Origin of the sequence: Dickeya parazeae Ech586 (assembly GCF_000025065.1) — a bacterium.
In the GTDB taxonomy this organism is placed as follows: Bacteria; Pseudomonadota; Gammaproteobacteria; order Enterobacterales; family Enterobacteriaceae; genus Dickeya; species Dickeya zeae.
In genome coordinates this window covers 587,799-606,833 of the sequence record NC_013592.1, presented here as the reverse complement: position 1 = coordinate 606,833, position 19,035 = coordinate 587,799, and the positions used below count along the sequence as shown (strand labels likewise).

The 19,035-nt window shown below is 51.8% G+C and carries 17 protein-coding genes and 1 tRNA gene; 7 read left to right on the top strand and 11 right to left on the bottom strand.

Features of this window, described 5'->3' with window-relative positions; translation table 11 throughout:
• Positions 1–78 precede the first annotated feature (78 nt).
• Positions 79–690 (bottom strand): transcriptional repressor LexA, encoded by a 612-nt coding sequence (lexA, locus tag DD586_RS02745; protein WP_012883286.1) that lies wholly within the window; start codon positions 688–690, stop codon positions 79–81.
• Between the two features lie 109 nt (positions 691–799).
• Positions 800–1,165: a diacylglycerol kinase gene (locus DD586_RS02740; protein WP_012883285.1), complete on the bottom strand. Its 366-nt coding sequence runs from the start codon at positions 1,163–1,165 to the stop codon at positions 800–802.
• Between the two features lie 128 nt (positions 1,166–1,293).
• Between DD586_RS02740 and plsB the strand changes: the two genes are divergently transcribed.
• On the top strand, positions 1,294–3,783 hold the full coding sequence (plsB, locus tag DD586_RS02735; protein WP_012883284.1) for a glycerol-3-phosphate 1-O-acyltransferase PlsB: 2,490 nt from the start codon (positions 1,294–1,296) through the stop codon (positions 3,781–3,783).
• Between the two features lie 50 nt (positions 3,784–3,833).
• Here plsB and ubiA read toward each other — a convergent pair whose 3' ends face one another.
• The 5 genes from ubiA to DD586_RS02710 all read right to left on the bottom strand — a co-directional run bounded on the left by ubiA (position 3,834) and on the right by DD586_RS02710 (position 8,333).
• Complete coding sequence (gene ubiA / locus DD586_RS02730) at positions 3,834–4,718, bottom strand: 4-hydroxybenzoate octaprenyltransferase (protein WP_012883283.1); 885 nt, start codon at positions 4,716–4,718, stop codon at positions 3,834–3,836.
• A complete protein-coding gene (ubiC, locus tag DD586_RS02725; protein WP_012883282.1) occupies positions 4,719–5,234 on the bottom strand; it encodes a chorismate lyase in 516 nt (171 codons plus the stop codon).
• 370 nt (positions 5,235–5,604) lie between these two features.
• Positions 5,605–7,251, bottom strand: a complete 1,647-nt coding sequence (groL, locus tag DD586_RS02720) for a chaperonin GroEL (RefSeq protein WP_012883281.1) — start codon at positions 7,249–7,251, stop codon at positions 5,605–5,607.
• A 52-nt stretch (positions 7,252–7,303) separates the two neighbouring features.
• Positions 7,304–7,597: a co-chaperone GroES gene (locus DD586_RS02715; protein WP_012883280.1), complete on the bottom strand. Its 294-nt coding sequence runs from the start codon at positions 7,595–7,597 to the stop codon at positions 7,304–7,306.
• A gap of 205 nt (positions 7,598–7,802) precedes the next feature.
• Positions 7,803–8,333 carry an FxsA family protein gene (locus tag DD586_RS02710; protein WP_012883279.1) on the bottom strand — a complete coding sequence of 177 codons (531 nt, stop codon included), beginning with the start codon at positions 8,331–8,333 and terminating at the stop codon, positions 7,803–7,805.
• Between the two features lie 445 nt (positions 8,334–8,778).
• Here DD586_RS02710 and aspA point away from each other — a divergent pair, with 445 nt between their 5' ends.
• The 6 genes from aspA (at position 8,779) to DD586_RS02680 (ending at position 14,817) form a co-directional block, all read left to right on the top strand.
• The gene (gene aspA, locus DD586_RS02705; protein WP_012883278.1) at positions 8,779–10,218 is read left to right on the top strand and encodes an aspartate ammonia-lyase; all 1,440 of its coding nucleotides are present in this window, start codon (positions 8,779–8,781) and stop codon (positions 10,216–10,218) included.
• Between the two features lie 173 nt (positions 10,219–10,391).
• On the top strand, positions 10,392–11,693 hold the full coding sequence (locus DD586_RS02700; protein ID WP_012883277.1) for an anaerobic C4-dicarboxylate transporter: 1,302 nt from the start codon (positions 10,392–10,394) through the stop codon (positions 11,691–11,693).
• Between the two features lie 114 nt (positions 11,694–11,807).
• A complete protein-coding gene (cutA, locus tag DD586_RS02695) occupies positions 11,808–12,188 on the top strand; it encodes a divalent cation tolerance protein CutA (RefSeq protein WP_012883276.1) in 381 nt (126 codons plus the stop codon).
• Positions 12,164–13,912: a protein-disulfide reductase DsbD gene (locus DD586_RS02690; RefSeq protein WP_012883275.1), complete on the top strand. Its 1,749-nt coding sequence runs from the start codon at positions 12,164–12,166 to the stop codon at positions 13,910–13,912. The genes cutA and DD586_RS02690 overlap by 25 nt, the downstream gene beginning before the upstream one ends.
• 92 nt (positions 13,913–14,004) lie before the next feature.
• Positions 14,005–14,580 (top strand): division control transcriptional repressor DicD, encoded by a 576-nt coding sequence (gene dicD, locus DD586_RS02685; protein WP_012883274.1) that lies wholly within the window; start codon positions 14,005–14,007, stop codon positions 14,578–14,580.
• Positions 14,581–14,741: 161 nt separating this feature from the next.
• Positions 14,742–14,817 (top strand) — tRNA-Phe (locus DD586_RS02680).
• A gap of 302 nt (positions 14,818–15,119) precedes the next feature.
• Here the strand turns inward: DD586_RS02680 and gapS4b are convergent.
• The 4 genes from gapS4b to DD586_RS02660 all read right to left on the bottom strand — a co-directional run bounded on the left by gapS4b (position 15,120) and on the right by DD586_RS02660 (position 19,031).
• On the bottom strand, positions 15,120–16,256 hold the full coding sequence (gene gapS4b, locus DD586_RS02675) for a GapS4b family protein (protein ID WP_012883273.1): 1,137 nt from the start codon (positions 16,254–16,256) through the stop codon (positions 15,120–15,122).
• 2 nt (positions 16,257–16,258) lie between these two features.
• Positions 16,259–17,179: a GapS4a family protein gene (gene gapS4a / locus DD586_RS02670; protein ID WP_012883272.1), complete on the bottom strand. Its 921-nt coding sequence runs from the start codon at positions 17,177–17,179 to the stop codon at positions 16,259–16,261.
• A complete protein-coding gene (locus DD586_RS02665; RefSeq protein WP_012883271.1) occupies positions 17,172–18,179 on the bottom strand; it encodes a nucleoid-associated protein in 1,008 nt (335 codons plus the stop codon). The genes gapS4a and DD586_RS02665 overlap by 8 nt, the downstream gene beginning before the upstream one ends.
• Positions 18,180–18,530: 351 nt before the next feature.
• Positions 18,531–19,031, bottom strand: a complete 501-nt coding sequence (locus DD586_RS02660; RefSeq protein ID WP_012883270.1) for a serine acetyltransferase — start codon at positions 19,029–19,031, stop codon at positions 18,531–18,533.
• Positions 19,032–19,035: the final 4 nt, after the last annotated feature.

The window sequence follows — 19,035 nt, the reverse complement described above, 5'->3', positions numbered from 1 at the left end:
AAGGTGCCCATCCAGACACACCGGACACCAGTATGGGCAATGCGCATCACCCATCAAGGGCGGACTGGAAAAGGGGCGTCAGCTCCAGTCGCTATTGCGGATAACACCCACCGCCAACCCTTCAATGGAGAAGTTTTGCTCACGCAAATCGACAACGATCGGTGAAAACTCTTTATTTTCTGCCAGCAACTGCACAATATTGCCCTGCTTTTTCAAGCGTTTAACCGTCACTTCATCTTCAATACGTGCGACAACAACCTGACCGTTACGCACATCCTGCGTTTTATGTACCGCCAGCAGGTCGCCATCCAGAATACCGATGTCTTTCATCGACATCCCACTCACCCGCAGCAGAAAATCAGCGCTGGGTTTAAACATGGCGGGATCAACCTGATAGTGACATTCGATATGCTGCTGAGCCAGCAGCGGTTCACCGGCGGCGACACGGCCAATTAGCGGCAAACCTTGATCTTCTTCTTCCATCAACAGGCGGATTCCGCGAGAAGCGCCCGTCACGATTTCAATGACGCCTTTACGCGCGAGCGCCTTGAGGTGTTCTTCGGCTGCATTGGGCGAGCGGAAGCCCAACTGACTGGCAATTTCGGCCCGGGTGGGCGGCATACCGGTTTGTGAAATATGATCGCGAATCAGATCATAAACCTGCTGTTGTCTGGTAGTTAGCGCTTTCATTCCGCCCCCTGTTTGTTTATACAGTTTCGCTGTGAGTATATACAGGGAAAGTGCCTATGGGAACCGCGAGATCGCTATTGCACGGATTTTTCTGTGATTATGCAGAGCGTCACGCAAAACGGCTCCACAGTATCGCGCTCCACACGACTGCCGCCAGCAGACAGGCGACGAATACCGCCGCCGAGCCGATATCTTTGGCCCGGCCTGACAATTCGTGGTAATCCGTACCGACGCGATCCACCACCGCTTCAATCGCGCTATTGACCAGCTCAAACAGTACGATCAGCACGACTGCACCGATCAACAGCAGTCGTTCCACCATGGAGACTGGCAACCAACAGGCAATAATCACCGCGGCAAGCGTAAGCAGTAGTTCCTGTCGAAACGCCGCCTCATGCTGCCATGCCTGTTTCAATCCTTGCAGCGAATAACCCGTCGCTTTGATGATGCGGGTCATTCCGGTTGCTTTGTTCATGCGTACTCCGCCTTTAATTTGTGATTGGCCATGATTTTAACGCGCCCCACAGGTTTCATCACCACAGATATCCTGTCTGGTTTCTGGTATCCTTGGCCCGAATTGCTAACAAGAGGCTTCTGGTTGTTATGTCAGGTTGGCGTATAATTTACTATAAACTACTGAATTTCCCGCTAAAATTACTGGTTAAAAGTAAGGTCATTCCACAGGATCCCATTAATGAACAACGGTTGGATCCGGCGCGGCCCATTTTCTATGTCCTGCCTTACAACTCCAAGGCGGATTTGCTGACTCTGCGCACGAAATGTCTGGAGCAAGGCCTGCCCGATCCGTTGCAACCGCTGCAGATCGACGGAAAAACCTTACCGAGCTACGTTTTCGTTAATGACGGTCCGCGTCTGTTCCGTTATTACGTGCCTAAACAGCAGTCAATAAAGCTGTTCCACGATTATCTGGATTTGCACCGTAACAATCCGCAACTCGATATACAGATGGTGCCGGTATCCGTCATGTTCGGTCGTTCGCCCGGTCGCGAAGGGCAGAGCCAAGGCACACCGCATCTGCGCCTGTTGAACGGTATTGAAAAATTCTTCGCCGTGTTATGGCTGGGACGCGACAGCTTTGTACGTTTCTCCGTCCCCGTATCACTGCGTTACATGGCGACCGAGCACGGCACCGATAAGACTATCGCCCACAAACTGGCGCGCGTAGCACGGATGCACTTTTCTCGTCTGCGGCTGGCGGCAGTCGGCCCGCGCTTGCCGGTCCGTCAGGAACTGTTCAATAAGTTGTTGTCTTCCCGCGCTATCGCCAAAGCGATTGACGATGAAGCCCGGGTTAAAAAGATTTCGCATGACAAAGCCCAGCAAAACGCCATCACGCTGCTGGAAGAGATTGCCGCCGACTTCTCTTACGAAGCCGTGCGGTTATCAGACCGTGTACTGAGCTGGACCTGGAACCGCTTGTACCAAGGCATCAACGTGCATAATGCCGAACGGGTACGTCAGCTGGCACAAGACGGACACGAAATCGTCTATGTTCCCTGCCACCGCAGTCACATGGACTATCTGCTGCTCTCCTACGTTTTGTACCATCAGGGCCTGGTGCCACCGCATATCGCTGCTGGCATCAACCTTAACTTCTGGCCGGCTGGCCCCATTTTCCGTCGCCTTGGCGCTTTCTTTATCCGCCGCACGTTCAAGGGCAACAAACTCTATTCCACGCTGTTTCGCGAGTATCTGGGTGAATTGTTCACGCGGGGTTATTCGGTGGAATACTTTGTCGAAGGCGGCCGTTCCCGTACCGGTCGTTTGCTGGAACCTAAGACCGGCACGCTGGCCATGACCATTCAGGCGATGCTGCGCGGCGGGACTCGCGCTATCACATTGGTGCCGATTTACATCGGCTATGAGCATGTGATGGAGGTGGGCACCTACGCGAAAGAACTGCGCGGCGCGACCAAAGAAAAAGAAGGTTTCCTGCAAATGGTGCGCGGGTTACGCAAACTGCGTAACCTCGGTCAGGGATATGTGAACATCGGCGAACCGCTGTCGTTGACCACGTACCTCAACCATCACGTACCGCAGTGGCGTGATGCCATCGATCCTATCGATCCGCAACGACCGGCCTGGTTGACGCCAACCGTGCAGGATATCGCCGATAACATCATGGTGCGTATCAACAATGCCGCAGCAGCCAACGCGATGAACCTGTGTTGTACTGCGCTGCTCGCCTCCCGTCAGCGGGCGTTAACCCGTGAGCAGATGGAAGAGCAACTGGAGTGTTACCTGCAACTGCTGCGTAATGTCCCTTACAACCAGGATGCCACCGTGCCGAATCGGACCGCCGCCGAGCTGCTGGATCACGCGCTGGGTATGGATAAGTTTGAGGTGGAGAAGGATAACGTCGGCGACATCATCATCCTGCCACGCGAGCAGGCGGTGTTGATGACGTACTATCGCAATAACATCCAGCATATGCTGGTACTGCCGTCGTTGGTTGCCAGCATCGTAATGCACTGCCGTCGTATCACGACCACAGAGCTGTTACGCCAGATAACGCTGATTTATCCGCTGCTGCAGGCTGAATTGTTCCTGCATTACGAGAAAACCGCACTGGCGAGTGTACTGAATGACCTGATCGCTGAGCTGGCGAATCAGCAACTGATTCAGACTCGAGATGATGTGCTGGAACTGAACCCTGCGCGTATCCGTACGTTGCAATTGTTGGCCGCCGGTGTGCGTGAAACACTGCAGCGCTATGCCATTACGCTGGCATTACTGAGTGCTAACCCGTCCATCAGCCGTGGTGCGCTGGAGAAAGAAAGCCGCAGCATGGCGCAGCGTCTGTCTGTATTGCATGGCATCAATGCGCCAGAGTTTTTCGACAAGGCGGTCTTCTCAACGCTGGTCAACACATTGCGTAACGAAGGGTACGTCAGCGATACGGGTGAAGCCGTGCTGGAACATGTGCAGGCGATTTACGCCATACTGGGTGAACTGCTCACGCCAGAAGTCAAACTCACCATTGAAAGTGCCAGCCTGGCGCAGGAAAGCAGCGAGAGCGAACCCGCTGTGAGTTTGGCTGAAAAGGAAAAAGAAAAGGAAGACGTCGAGTAACGGTTGGGGCCCTGCGAAAACATCGCAGGGCCCGTTTGGCAGGCTAATGGCTACAAGCCAAACAGGATGCCGAAGAACAGCACCATGCCGACATAATTGTTATTGTTGAACGCCCGGAAACAGTCATCACGCTCACGCCCGGCAATCAACCGTTGCTGATAAGCAAACAAGGCAGCAGCCACCAGCACCGACCAGTAGAAGATCTGACTCAATCCCATCATCCTTCCTAGTGCCAGCATCGCTACCAGCGTCATCAGTTGCAGTACGCCGATAATCAACGTGTCATGACGGCCAAACAAGATGGCGGTGGATTTTATCCCGATCTTGAGATCATCATCGCGATCCACCATCGCGTATTCGGTGTCATACGCGACGGTCCAGCAAATGTAGGCAAAAAACATCAGCCAGCAGGCGGCAGGCAAGGATTCGCTAACGGCGGCGTAGGCCATCGGGATAGACCAGCCAAACGCGGCCCCTAAAACCAGTTGCGGCAGATGGCTAACGCGCTTCATGAAGGGATACACCCACGCCAGCGCCAGCGCGGCAACCGATAGCCAGATAGTCAGCGGGTTCATGGTCAGTACCAGGCCAAACGCCAGCAATACCAGAACAACAAACAGCACCTTGGCAGATTGTTCGCTAACTAACCCGGCGGGCAACGGTCGTGCAGCAGTACGTTTGACGTGTCCATCGAAATGGCGATCGGCGTAGTCATTGATCACACACCCTGCCGCACGCATCAAAAACACCCCGGCCACAAACACCAGTAACGTCCAGAGCGCCGGTGCGCCACGTCCTGCCAGCCATAATGCCCACAACGTCGGCCATAACAGCAATAACGTGCCAATCGGCCTATTGATACGCATCAAACGGAAATACGCACCCCAGCGTCCTGACGTTAACAATCTTTCCAACGCCTGATTCTCCTTTTGCATTCAGCCCTGATGGGCGTCGGGGAAATAAACGGGGGCATCCGGCAAAAATAGCTCGGTAATCAGCAACGGATTGCCCGACAAAAGCAAACGCGCACGCCGCACCCACAGCGCGCCACATCGACCTGTTTGAATCACATCGCGCGGCGGTGGCCCTTGCAGGAACAAATAACGCCCCAGTGGCGTATTGCCAATCTGCGTCAGGTCAATATCAGCCTCTTCCAGCGTCTGCTCCGGTATCACAGTGCGGCCGAATAACCAAGGCTTGCCGTCACCTGACAGCGTAACCTCACGTAGCCAATAGCGCTCACTCAACGGCAACAACGCCGCTTCACCCGCCACCTCTGGCGACGAGACAAACTGCTCCTGCCTGACTTGCACCGTCAGGCGTAAGCAATGCCGTTCAAGACGGCGCGTCATAGACTCGTGGTAAACCAGCCAGTCCATCACCGACGCAGGTAATTCTTCAGGCGCGCACCACTCAACCGAGTGCAGGCTAGCCAACGCCTCATCAGACATCTATTCCATTCCACCCGGTGTTTAATAAATAAAACGCGCTTATTGTAACGCAGAAGCTCATTGTAGCGAAGAAGCGTGCGTTGATAACAGGTTCCGAACCCCGCGTTAACGATTTGAGCGATTTTCACACAAGATAGCTATCCAGCTCACAGCCTGTTGCAAATGCATGGTGCGGCGTCACGCATCAGATGCGTTGTAAATAGACGCGTTGTAAATAGATTCATTGTGAGCATGTGCGTTGTAAAAACGTCACGGACGAGCACAACACACCAGAGCGCTGGCCCCATAAAAAAAACTACCCGGCCAAAGCCGGGTAGTTTCTTGTGCGACGGGTATCGTAGCGAAGATATCGCTGCGACGGCGCGGCTGATTACATCATGCCGCCCATGCCACCCATGCCGCCCATACCGCCAGCAGCACCTAAATCAGGCGCGTCGCCTTTCGGCAGCTCGGTCACCATACATTCGGTGGTGATCATCAGGCCCGCAACGGAAGCCGCGTACTGCAGAGCAGAACGGGTTACCTTGGTCGGATCCAGAATACCCATGTCGATCATGTTGCCATACTGCTCGGTTGCCGCGTTGTAACCGTAGTTGCCTTCACCCGCTTTTACGTTGTTAGCAACCACAGACGGCTCTTCACCGGCGTTGGAAACGATCTGACGCAGCGGCGCTTCCATCGCACGCTGGGCAACTTTGATACCTACGTTCTGCTCTTCGTTATCGCCTTTCAGGCCATTGATAGCAGTAGCAACGCGGATCAGCGCCACGCCGCCACCGGCAACCACGCCTTCTTCAACGGCAGCACGGGTCGCGTGCAGCGCATCTTCAACGCGGGCTTTCTTCTCTTTCATTTCGACTTCGGTCGCAGCACCAACTTTGATAACCGCAACACCGCCAGCCAGTTTAGCTACGCGCTCCTGCAGTTTTTCACGATCGTAGTCGGAAGTCGCTTCTTCGATCTGCTGGCGAATCTGGGTAACACGGCCCTGAATAGTGGCTTCATCGCCCACGCCATCGATGATGGTGGTGGTGTCTTTATTGATAACTACACGCTTAGCCTGGCCCAGATCTTCCAGCGTCGCTTTTTCCAGCTCCAGACCGATTTCTTCAGAAATCACAGTACCGGCAGTCAGGGTAGCGATGTCCTGCAGCATAGCTTTACGACGGTCGCCGAAGCCCGGTGCTTTCACCGCAGCCACTTTCACGATACCGCGCATGGTGTTAACCACAAGCGTTGCCAGCGCTTCGCCTTCTACGTCTTCAGCGATGATCAGCAGCGGTTTGCCAGCTTTGGCAACAGCTTCCAGCACCGGCAGCATTTCGCGGATGTTGGAGATTTTCTTGTCAGCCAGCAGGATGAACGGACTTTCCAGCTCAACAGAACCAGTTTCCGGTTTGTTGATGAAGTACGGAGACAGGTAGCCGCGATCGAACTGCATACCTTCAACCACGTCCAGCTCATCTTGCAAACCAGAGCCTTCTTCCACGGTGATCACGCCTTCTTTGCCTACTTTTTCCATGGCTTCAGCAATCAGCTTGCCCACGGTTTCGTCGGAGTTGGCGGAGATGGTACCTACCTGAGCGATAGCTTTGGTATCAGCGCAAGGAACGGACAGTTTTTTCAGTTCTTCTACAGCAGCGACAACCGCTTTGTCGATACCGCGTTTCAGATCCATCGGGTTCATGCCCGCAGCAACGGCTTTCAGACCTTCGTTAACGATAGCCTGAGCCAGTACTGTCGCGGTGGTGGTGCCGTCGCCTGCTGCATCGTTAGCTTTAGAGGCAACTTCTTTCACCATCTGAGCGCCCATGTTTTCGAACTTGTCTTCCAGTTCGATTTCGCGCGCAACGGACACGCCGTCTTTAGTGATGGTCGGCGAGCCGAAGGATTTGTCCAGTACTACGTTACGGCCTTTCGGGCCCAGCGTAACTTTTACGGCATCAGCCAGCACATTAACGCCACGCAACATTTTTACTCGAGCGTCATTACCGAATTTTACGTCTTTAGCTGCCATTGGTAGTTTCCCTTGAATTCGTTTCGTTCAGTTCACAGATGATTACGTAAGATTAGGCTTCAACAATCGCCAGAATGTCGCTTTCAGACATGATCAACACATCTTCGTTGTCGATCTTCTCAGTCTTCACGCCATAGCCATCATTGAAAATGACGATATCGCCTACTTTCACGTCCAGCGGTTTCACTTCACCGTTTTCCAGGATGCGGCCATGGCCAACAGCCAGAACTTCACCACGGGTGGATTTACCCGCTGCAGAACCGGTCAGAACGATGCCGCCAGCAGATTTTGACTCAACTTCTTTGCGCTTGACGATTACACGGTCATGCAATGGACGAATTTTCATTGATAGCTCTCCTTTGAGAAAGTCCATATCAGCTTAGGTTAAATGCCGGATGATTCTGACATCCGGCCTTGTGGTGAACTAAGTGGGGACGTTTCATGACGCTTCAAGGGAGGAAAGAAATTTTTTTTGCATTAAATGAAATTTTTCTGCCAAACCCCGGCGACAAACGCGCCCGACGCCAGTCAACGCCCCGCAGGGGCCGGATTTAGCGATGCGAGGAACCGCCCGGAGGGTTGCCGTTGTGGTGATTGTCGCTGTTATGGTCGTTGTGACGATCGTTGTCGGATTGATCCAACCGCTCATGCTCATCTTTACGCTGAAACTCACCTTCAAACACATTGCCCTGACCACCTCGGTTATTCGGCCCAGGACGCCCACCCCAGACTTGCAGATGCGGCATCAGTTTAAGCGTCAGGTGTTTTTGTATCGGCGGCAGCAACAGCAATAACCCGAGAAAATCGGTGAAAAAACCTGGAACCACCAGCAGGAAACCGGCCAGGATCAGCGATACGCTCTTAACCAGCTCGGCCGCCGGGCTTTCTCCAGCCTGCAGACGCTGCTGCATCAACATAATGTTCTTCACTCCCTGGTTACGCACCATGGAGATCCCAATGCAGGATGTCATCACGACCAACAGCAGCGTGACCGCAACGCCCAGCACATCGGCCACCCGAATAAAGAGGGAGACTTCGATGTAAACGAACAGAAAAATCAGTAAAAGCGGTAACCAGCGCACCCAAAGCTCCTGTGGTTAATAGCTAACTCATTGATAAAAATGTTTACTCAACATCACGCGGTGATACAGATCACCTCGCGCTGTCATCATGATCAGGTATGAAGATACGACCAGTCGGCGTGGTACAGTACCTTATACTCGTACACGCCATTTACCCATTATTGGCGGGCGCTGATCAAGGAGATGGTAGTGCAGTCGCCTTTTTTCAACCACGTTGATGAGGTATCTAACTATTTCTGTACGAGGTCATGACCCTCATCACAGTTCATACTCCAGGAGAGAAATGACTGCCCATATGTGATCCGGGCAACGGAAATCACGTTAACCAACAGAATATCATAATAGCAACAGCAAGCATGGTGGTTAAACATTCTGCTGCTGTACTCCACGGTAAGACGATACACCCTATAAATTCTAATCGACAGAAGTATAAGAGAAGGCTCTCATGTCAGATAACATTCGTATTGAAGAAGATCTGTTAGGTACCAGAGAAGTTCCGGCTGATGCGTACTACGGCGTCCATACACTGCGTGCTATAGAAAACTTCTATATCAGCAACCAGAAAATCAGTGACGTTCCAGAATTTGTACGCGGCATGGTGATGGTGAAAAAAGCCGCCGCCATGGCTAACCGTGAACTCCAAACCATACCGCGCAAGATTGCCGACACCATCATCAAAGCCTGTGACGAAGTGTTGGTCAACGGCAAATGTCTGGATCAATTCCCGGTCGATGTTTTCCAAGGCGGTGCGGGTACATCCGTCAACATGAACACCAACGAAGTGCTGGCCAACATCGGTCTGGAACTGATGGGCCACAAAAAGGGGGAATACCAGTACCTGAACCCCAACGACCACGTCAACAAATGCCAGTCTACCAACGACGCCTACCCTACCGGTTTCCGTATCGCGGTATACACCAGCATTCTGAAACTGGTCGAAGCGGTCACCGTACTGGGCGACGGCTTTGAACAAAAAGCGAAAGCATTCGACAACATCCTGAAAATGGGCCGTACCCAGTTGCAGGATGCGGTACCGATGACGCTGGGCCAGGAGTTCCACGCTTTCAACGTGCTGTTGAAAGAAGAGAACAAAAACCTGCTGCGCACCGCAGAACTGCTGCTGGAAGTGAACCTGGGCGCGACCGCTATCGGTACTCGTCTGAACACACCGGAAGGCTACCAGCAACTGGCTGTGCAGAAACTGGCCGAAGTCAGCAAGCTGGCATGCGTACCGGCCGAAGACCTGATCGAAGCGACCTCTGACTGCGGTGCTTACGTCATGGTACACGGCGCGCTGAAACGCCTGGCGGTGAAACTGTCCAAGATCTGTAACGACCTGCGTCTGCTCTCTTCAGGTCCGCGTGCCGGTCTGAACGAAATCAACCTGCCGGAACTGCAGGCAGGCTCGTCCATTATGCCAGCCAAGGTCAACCCGGTTGTACCGGAAGTCGTCAATCAGGTGTGCTTCAAAGTGATTGGCAACGACACCTGCGTCACCATGGCAGCCGAAGCCGGTCAGTTGCAGTTGAACGTGATGGAACCGGTAATCGGTCAGGCGATGTTCGAATCTACCCAGATTCTGACCAATGCCTGCTACAACCTGTTGGAAAAATGCGTCGAAGGCATCACCGCCAATAAAGACGTGTGCGAATCCTACGTGTTCAACTCTATCGGTATCGTCACCTACCTGAACCCGTTCATCGGCCATCACAACGGCGATATCGTCGGTAAGATTTGCGCCGAAACCGGTAAGAGCGTGCGTGAAGTGGTACTGGAGCGCGGTCTGCTGACCGAAGCTGAGCTGGATGACATCTTCTCTGTGCAGAACCTGATGCACCCGGCTTACAAGGCCAAACGCTACACCGAAGACCAAGACGCGTCCTAATTCCGCACCGTCTTCTCTGTAAGGCACGTCAGTCCATTTGGGCTGCGTGCCTTTGTTCTATCCACTCTTTTTTCCGCACCGCAAAGGGCCAACCTTTAGCTATAACCATAAGAAAAAGATATGGAAAGACGTTTTGCAATGTCACGGGCAACAAAATCAGAAGGAACATCAACATGCTTATTCTGGAACTATTTATAGTACTCCTCGCTATTTATCTGGGCGCCAGGCTCGGCGGCATCGGTATCGGTTTTGCCGGCGGGTTAGGCGTACTGGTTTTAACGCTAGGGCTTCACATTAAACCGGGTGCTATCCCGTTCGATGTCATCGAAATTATCATGGCGGTTATCGCCGCTATCGCTGCCATGCAGATAGCCGGTGGTATGGACTATCTGGTCAGTCTGGCGGAAAAACTGCTGCGCCGTCAGCCGCGTTACGTCACCTTTCTCGCTCCGCTGGTGACCTATTTCATGACGCTGCTGGCCGGTACCGGTCACACCGCGTTCTCTACGCTGCCAGTTATCGCTGAAGTGGCAAAAGAACAAGGCATCCGTCCGTCTCGTCCGCTGTCGATAGCGGTTGTCGCGTCACAAATCGCGATCACCGCCTCACCTATCTCTGCGGCGGTGGTTTTCGTCGCAGGCCTGCTCGAACCGAAAGGCGTAAGCTATCTGGCACTGCTTGGCATCTGCATCCCCAGTACGCTAATTGCCATTATGCTGACCGCTATCCTCACCAATTTCCTCGGCAAAGAGCTGAAAGATGATGAGATCTATCAGGAACGTTTACGCAAAGGCGAAGTCACACTGCGTGGTCACGGCCATCAGGAACTGAAGCCCGGTGCCAAACTCTCCGTGGGACTGTTTCTTATCGGTATTATCGCCGTGGTGTTATACGCGACCGCCATCAGCGACACGGTTGGGCTGATTCAAAACCCGGTACTGCCGCGTAACGAAGCGATCGTCGTCTTTATGCTGACTATCGCCACGCTTATCTGCATCACCTGCCGCGTTGATACCGCGCAGATCCTCAGCGCCAGTACCTTTAAATCCGGTATGAGTGCCTGTGTGTGTGTGATGGGCGTAGCCTGGCTGGGCGACACCTTCGTTAAAGCACACATCACCGATATTCAGAGCACAGCAGGCACGCTGCTGCAAAGCCATCCGTGGATGCTGGCCGTCGTGCTGTTCTTCGCCGCGACGCTGCTCTATTCACAGGCGGCTACCGCCAAGGCGCTGATGCCAGCGGCATTGATGCTGGGTGTGAGCCCGGTAACCGCCATCGCCTCGTTCGCCGCCGTATCGGCGCTGTTCGTCCTGCCTACCTACCCCACACTGTTAGCGGCGGTAGAAATGGATGACACCGGCTCTACTCGCATCGGTAAATATGTGTTCAACCATGCGTTTTTGATCCCCGGTGTGGTGGCAATTTCGTTGTCGGTCGCCTTCGGTTTTGTGATCGGTAACATGGTGCTGTAACCCTCCTTCCTTTCGTAAAGTTTTTTCGGATCGGCGTGCTGGCGCCGATCCAACCTTACGCTTACCCACCTCACACGGTATAGTGTGTCCACCGTTACCGTTATCGAGGTCACGATGTCTGATTCCAGCGACAATCCGCTGTTAAATAGCGAAAAAGCGTTAAATAACGAAACGTTACCCAACAGTGCCGTGGTGGTATTGTGTACCGCCCCCGATGAGCGCTGCGCCCGACAGCTGGCCCACTCTGCGCTGCAAGCGCATCTGGCCGCCTGTGTCACCTTACTGCCCGGCGCAATCTCCCTCTACCATTGGGAAGGCAAACTGGAACAGCAGACGGAGATTCAACTGCTGCTTAAAAGCGACAGGGAACATCAGTCCGCCCTGCTGACTCACCTGAAACAACAGCATCCTTACCAGACACCAGAACTGCTGGTGTTACCGGTCGAGGGTGGCGACAGCGACTATCTCTCATGGCTCAACGCATCCTTACGCTGACGCTTCTGTGCCTCAGCCTGTTTTTCAGCCCTCTGGCCCCGGCGCAAAACCCGTTCGGGCGCAGCGCCCAGTCTCAGTTTCTGACGGTCGACCAGGCCTTCGCGTTGGATTTTCAACAGCATGGCGATCAACTGACCGTCAGTTGGCAGATTCACCCTGGCTACTACCTGTATCGTCAGCAAATCAAGCTGGATAGCACGCTTATCGCGCCACCGGGTGTGACGCTGCCACCGGGTGAATCACACCGTGACGAATTCTTTGGCGATGTTTCTATTTACCGCCAGTCGCTGACGCTCAACGTCCCCCTGCGTAATGTGCCGCCCGGTGCTGCGCTGAGCATCACCTATCAGGGCTGTGCCGACGCAGGCTTCTGCTACCCGCCGGAAACCCGTTCGATACCGCTGAGTGCAACAAACGCTGGTTCTACAAACGTCAGTACGACAAACACCGACACGCCTGCAACGCCAGCCGCCATCGTGCCGCAGCCAGACGCCACGCATACGCCGACGCTACCGTTTTCGCCGTTGTGGGCGTTATTGATTGGTATCGGCGTGGCGTTCACGCCTTGCGTATTGCCGATGTATCCGCTGATCTCCGGGTTGATTCTCGGTCGGCAGCAACGTTTATCGACCGGTCGCACACTGCTGCTGACGCTGGTGTACGTGCAGGGCATGGCGTTGACCTACACCCTGCTCGGCCTGATCGTGGCCGCCGCCGGGCTGCGCTTTCAGGCTGCGTTGCAACACCCTTATGTGTTGACAGGCTTATCGGTCATGTTCGCGGCGCTGGCGCTATCCATGTTCGGCGTCTATAGCCTGCAGTTGCCGTCATCGTTGCAGACACGCCTGACGCTGTGGAGCAACCGCCAGCAAAGCGGCTCCGTTGTCGGGGTATTCGCGATGGGCGCGCTGGCCGGGCTGATTTGCTCACCCTGCACCACCGCGCCGCTTAGCGCGCTGCTGCTATATATTGCGCAGAGTGGCAACCTGCTGGCCGGTGGCGGCTCACTGTATTTGTATGCACTGGGTATGGGCCTGCCGCTGATGGCGATTACCCTGTTCGGCAACCGGTTATTGCCCAAACGCGGCCCCTGGATGAATCACGTCAAAGAGGGGTTTGGGTTTGTCATTCTGGCATTACCGGTCTTTCTGCTGGGAAGGGTGCTGGGCGACACCTGGGAGTGGCGACTGTGGGCGCTGCTCGGCGTGGCATTTTTCGGCTGGGCGTTTGCCCTTAGCCTGCGCAGTCATGCCGGTGCCATGCGCGTGGTACAGATTCTGCTGTTGCTGGGGGCGCTACTGGCAGCCCGGCCGTTACAGGATTGGTTCTTCACTCCGGTACAGGCAGAGCCAACCCACACCAGCCAACTGAGTTTTACGCCTGCCAATACGCTGGCGGAACTGACGACCGCGCTGAATCACAACGATAACCGTATCACCATGCTTGATCTCTACGCCGACTGGTGCGTGGCCTGCAAGGAGTTCGAGAAATACACCTTCCGTGATGCGACCGTACAGCAGTCGCTGTCTACCCTGCAGCGGCTACAGGCGAACGTCACCGCCAACAACGAAGCACAGCGAACGCTGCTACAACAGTTAAAGGTACTGGGGCTGCCGACGATTCTGTTTTTTGATGCCAGCGGCCAGGAAATTCCCGGCTCACGCGTCACCGGCTTCATGGATGCCGCCGCCTTTGCCGCACATTTGCAAACGCTAAAACGCTAACCCGAGCGATAGCGTGCCGTCGGCACTGGGCTTGAAAGATAGCGGGGATAAACCACACTGGTTAGTGACAGTGAATAAGCAGGAGAAGCATGATGCAACGCGAAGAAGTATTGGAACAGGCGCTGGCGTTACTGGAGCAGCGCGGATTCGCCGACACAACGCTGGAGATGCTGGCAGACCAAGTGGGCGTTTCTCCCGCCGAACTCCTGCCCTTCTGGCCTGACCGCGAGGCGCTGCTGTATGACAGCCTGCGTTACCACAGCCAGCAAATCAGTATCTGGCGCAAGCAGGTGCAGTTGGATGAACACCTCAGCCCCGAACAAAAACTGCTGGAGCGCTACCAACGTTTACAGGACGCCGTCAGCCAGCACCGTTTTCCCGGTTGTCTGTTTATTGCGGCCTGCAGCGCCTATCCTGACCCACTCCACCCTATCCATCAGATTGCCGAGCAACAAAAGCAGGCCTCGTACCAGTACACCAAAGCCCTGCTCGAAGAGCTGGAAACCGACGACACCGACATGGTGGCCTTACAGCTGGAACTGATTCTGGAAGGCTGCCTGAGCAAGTTACTGGTAAAACGCCAGTTATCCGATGTCACCGTGGCAAAACGGCTGGCAGAAGACGTACTGCGGGTCGCCATGTGCCGTAAACACGGTGCGCTGGCGTAATGTTTTCACGCCCGACGTCCTCTGAAAGCATGGCATTGCGCCGGATGTTGTTGTTTATTTACGCAAAAACCGCATAAACGCTGAAAAAGCAGCCAAACCGTCAAAAAGTGGGTGAATTCACGTTGACGCAGACGCCTGAATCCGGTTTAATGCGCCCCGTTGCCCGGATAGCTCAGTCGGTAGAGCAGGGGATTGAAAATCCCCGTGTCCTTGGTTCGATTCCGAGTCCGGGCACCACTTATTTAGAAAAACCAGCCTACAGGCTGGTTTTTTGCTTTTGGGGAATCAGGTAGATTTCTGACGGGAGCCGGATTAAGTGAACAGGCGTAGCGGCGCTGGCAAACGCCGATGGAAGACAAGCGTGCCAGCGCGGTCAGGCCCTCCCCGGCAAACCGGTTGGGTGAGCAATACTGGTAGTCTTCCATGGGCCAGATTACGCCAGTTTGCCACCGTCACAAATCATTCTGATACTGGCTGATAACGGAATTTATCTGGCGATTTACCGGATGCTGCATCGTTATGGAAAGGTACATCAACAACTACGGCTTTATATGCTTGAAAGCAGCATCCCTTGCTTCCTGAATTTTCTGAATGATCGCTTTTCTTACCTGATTTTTACTTCCTTCCTCTAGTCGCGATAGTCGTTCGATACTGAAATCGAATGTGGTTCCAGAGTAATTGTCATCTCTTGAAGTTTTTCCTGAAAATGAAAACTCGACACCACAGTCACCAGTATTGGCTCCAAATTTGAAGGCATATGTAGCTGTCATTTTTATCAAATAGTAATATTGGTAGTAGCTTGGTTCATGGAGAAGGAATATTTTCCCAAGATCACTACCTTTTATCTGTATTTTGTTGACATGACCTTCCATCCACTCAATTCGTTGTTCTCTCGGCAGTGCCCCGGCTTCCTGATCTCGAATGATCTCGAAGTTACCGATCTCCTTGAAAGAGAAATCAGGAGCCTTGACAGATGTCAATTGCAGAAAGAAACGGATACGTTCACTGTTCGTGAAGTCATTAAAAAAAATGGATTCAGGTTGTTCGTTCAATGTTACACCTTTTGATTTATAGAACTTACCGATGGCCCCAGTAATGGCATCGTTGAGCTTATTGGTGTCCTTGGATGTTCTGAATCTGTTGACCTCAATTTCCAAACCGCTGCCAGATTGTTTAAGCAGTATTTCCCCCGGATAAACGACCTCCTGCTCTATCCAGTCTTTGCTGAAATCTAGCACTCGCAAGGAATATGCGATCAGGACATTTCCATCAGAGTCAACCGAAATAGAGGGTTCGGAAGCAAACTCACGATCATCGTCAAGTTTAATACCCTCAATCGCTGAATCGAAGTTATTAAGAATTTCCGACTTCCAGTCGACACTTGAAGATGTTAATTTAAAATTACAAGACGAATACTTTTTTCCTGATTCTCGAGTAAAGGACTTTTCAACGAGCATCTTGAATTCGGTCGGAGTTAACAAGGAAGCACTCAAAAGTGGTACAGTATCCGATTTGTTGGTGCTGCCTATAAATATCCCTTTCTCCTTGAGTGTTTCTGTGATTTCACCATTGCTGATGTGATCACTATTGAGCAGTACTCTCAAGCGATCCCCCCACAGCATGGCTCGCTCAAAATCAAATTGTTTGGCAGGAGCTTGTCTGTTCGGTGTGTTCATAATCAATACTCCAGAAGATCAAGGAGAGATTCTTTATAGCAAAACACTTTAATACGTGCTTTCCTCTCTTGATAAGACATCAGGACAGCATCTTTTGCTTGCTTGTCATTTGCAGGGTGGTAGCTTTCTAGGCCAATAAATATGTCCTCAACCCACCCGTCAGCGAAGTCGAAAGCCAGACTGCAAATTTTCTTGAGAGATTCTTCCGAGAAAGCTTGTTTGACATATAGACACAGAGAAGGTCTTTCTCCCAGAGTGAATCTAATGGGAATGAGATCGGAAGCTATGAGCTCAATTGGTAGCACATCACCATATCGTTCATCTGCAGAGGCAATAACATTCCCAAGCTTTGGATAATAAAAACTATACTCTTTCCCCTGCTTCATGGCCCGGAAATGACTAATTGCCTCTTTAATGAACGAGGCGCGTGACATATCTAATAGATAGAGTGGGCAATTTGAGGATAAGTCAAGTTGTATGTTGCTTAAGGCCGGTTTAATATCTTTTTCTAAATTTTCGCTGTCCCCATGCAACCAGACAAGAAGGCCTACATGTTTTTTGTGCCTGCGACCTTGGAAGGTTTGTAGTTTCTGTGAGATCTCAGCACTTATTTTTGAACAGGAGACAATCTCATCAAGCTCGGACAAGTGTTTTTTGAATAAAGTCCTTACACCTTGATCCCCCTTAGGGTAGCCTCTTTTTGCGTTTTTAGATGAGATATATACAACATCAGTCCGACTATCATGAAGTGGATTGTCATAGATAAAAACAAAGTCATTTCCGTGAGTTTCCTCTCGGTTATGAGATTTATTTATGCAAGGTACGCTGACGCCTTTCAGTAGATTATTCCATCCAATCAACCTCAAGAGTTCTTCTGTGATTTTTTCTCCATTCTCACCAGAGATTTTCGACGGCTCACCCATTCTTTCTCTCCAAAGTCACATTTATTTTTATAGATTTTCCATCGAGCTTGAACTCCACATCACTAAATAAAAAACTACCAGGGATTATCAAGCTAATATCGTTACCTAGGTTGACGCGATTGAATAATCTATTCAACTTGGTCTGAAGGCTTCTTGCAGAGACACTAATGTCTTTTGTATCAACCAACCCTTTGCGTTCAACCAGTCGTTCTAGTTCCTTGTCCCATACATCAGGAGATACATATTTTTCAGACAGCTCCCTGATTTCTTCACCCAGAACCTTGTCTTTGTCTGAGCACAAGGCAATGACTTCCCGACAAAACTCTTGTCGCTCTACAGGGCTTTCAATATTTTCACGAACCTTCTCTATCAGTCCGGTAGCAACGGCTGACTTAGTACTTTCATTGGGAATCTGCTTTGCATTTAAAAAGTCATCAACCCAGTATTTTGTTCGACTGCTGAGCCTATCAATGGCATAGATAATATCGGACCCATCAACAATCAAAGCCCCCTTGTCAATCAAATCAGGATTTATGCCACTGGAGACTTCGAGTTGCTGTGTTTTTCCGTCTATGCGAGCTGACAAATACTGCTGCTTTGATTCTGACTTGTATATTCCAATTGCAGAACGATATACATCACCCACTTTAAGCTTATCAAACAAAATCACAAAAAGATCGCCAGACGCAATGTTAGGGTGATGGGTAGAGGAATATAAGTGAGTGGCCAGATTTTTCGATAGATCTTCAAAAGAAATTTTTTTGCTAAAAAATCCCGATGCATGATGTGCCACATCGTTTAACGCCATATCGCTCTCGTGGCTCAGCACATATTGATTCTTGTCGCTGACAATTCCACGTAAGTAACCGCCAAGTATGACGTTAGAAATGCTATCTGTAATGGCGAAGCATTTATCCGCCAAAACCAAAGGTTCCTCTCTCAAGCGGTTTCCAACCTGATGGAGTATGACCTCTTTGACAACCGACTCACCAATCTCCATTAACTCTCCCCTTTAGATCCTATGTAAGTATCCCACTAAAACGAGTCATTCATTTTTTGATGTTCACAGGCATGGTATCAATTTCAAATTGATAAATTCCCCAACATCATCTGAACACGATTGGGTCAATCAGCAATTTCCCACCCACAGGTAAAAAATTCCCTCGCTTTATCAGACAGCGCATAAACCATCATCCCTCAACGATAGTCTCAGTACTCGGGATCACCGACAGCCCGGCATCCGTATCGACGCCGACAACATATATACGGGATGCCCGCACTAGCTAATTTTTCATCGCACGCTGTTTCAACTAGTTGCCCATAGACTCCACACAGCAATCTATGCATAAACTCAATTCAACTCCCTAACCCCATACCCGACGACTACTTTGTTTTCCGCCAGACTTTTGGTGACCACCGTTCCGGCACCCACTTTGACGTTATCACCCACGGTAATGTCGCCCAGCAGAATAGCGTTCGCGCCCAGTTCTACCTGATTGCCCAGTACCGGGCTTTTCGTCACCTGACCATCACGGTTGACTACGCTGCCAATGGTCACGCCCTGGCGTAACGTGCAGTTATCCCCGATAACAACGTCGGCATTCAGCACAATGCAGTGAGGGTGATATATCTTCAGCCCAAAACCGATTTGGGTTCTGTGTGGGATCTCCACACAGAACACCCACTCATTTATTACCTTGTTCAGAATAACAAAAGGGAGACTGACTATTTTCAGCAGCAGATTTGACGACTGCCAGATAGTTGAAAGACGAAATAACAGGATGACCAGTTTAGATTTAAAACTGCCTGCCGTATTCACTTCTCGCCATACATGGCTAATATTTTTCAGCATAATA

Excerpts from the sequence above, each read along its gene's own strand:
- dicD (WP_012883274.1), top strand. The coding sequence starts at position 14,005 with ATGCAACGCGAAGAAGTATTGGAACAGGCGCTGGCGTTACTGGAGCAG.
- ubiA (WP_012883283.1), bottom strand. The coding sequence starts at position 4,718 with ATGCAAAAGGAGAATCAGGCGTTGGAAAGATTGTTAACGTCAGGACGC.
- DD586_RS02660 (WP_012883270.1), bottom strand. The coding sequence starts at position 19,031 with ATGCTGAAAAATATTAGCCATGTATGGCGAGAAGTGAATACGGCAGGC.
- groL (WP_012883281.1), bottom strand. The coding sequence starts at position 7,251 with ATGGCAGCTAAAGACGTAAAATTCGGTAATGACGCTCGAGTAAAAATG.
- aspA (WP_012883278.1), top strand. The coding sequence starts at position 8,779 with ATGTCAGATAACATTCGTATTGAAGAAGATCTGTTAGGTACCAGAGAA.
- ubiC (WP_012883282.1), bottom strand. The coding sequence starts at position 5,234 with ATGTCTGATGAGGCGTTGGCTAGCCTGCACTCGGTTGAGTGGTGCGCG.
- gapS4b (WP_012883273.1), bottom strand. The coding sequence starts at position 16,256 with ATGAACACACCGAACAGACAAGCTCCTGCCAAACAATTTGATTTTGAG.
- cutA (WP_012883276.1), top strand. The coding sequence starts at position 11,808 with ATGTCTGATTCCAGCGACAATCCGCTGTTAAATAGCGAAAAAGCGTTA.
- DD586_RS02690 (WP_012883275.1), top strand. The coding sequence starts at position 12,164 with ATGGCTCAACGCATCCTTACGCTGACGCTTCTGTGCCTCAGCCTGTTT.
- plsB (WP_012883284.1), top strand. The coding sequence starts at position 1,294 with ATGTCAGGTTGGCGTATAATTTACTATAAACTACTGAATTTCCCGCTA.
- gapS4a (WP_012883272.1), bottom strand. The coding sequence starts at position 17,179 with ATGGGTGAGCCGTCGAAAATCTCTGGTGAGAATGGAGAAAAAATCACA.
- lexA (WP_012883286.1), bottom strand. The coding sequence starts at position 690 with ATGAAAGCGCTAACTACCAGACAACAGCAGGTTTATGATCTGATTCGC.
- DD586_RS02740 (WP_012883285.1), bottom strand. The coding sequence starts at position 1,165 with ATGAACAAAGCAACCGGAATGACCCGCATCATCAAAGCGACGGGTTAT.
- DD586_RS02700 (WP_012883277.1), top strand. The coding sequence starts at position 10,392 with ATGCTTATTCTGGAACTATTTATAGTACTCCTCGCTATTTATCTGGGC.
- DD586_RS02715 (WP_012883280.1), bottom strand. The coding sequence starts at position 7,597 with ATGAAAATTCGTCCATTGCATGACCGTGTAATCGTCAAGCGCAAAGAA.
- DD586_RS02665 (WP_012883271.1), bottom strand. The coding sequence starts at position 18,179 with ATGGAGATTGGTGAGTCGGTTGTCAAAGAGGTCATACTCCATCAGGTT.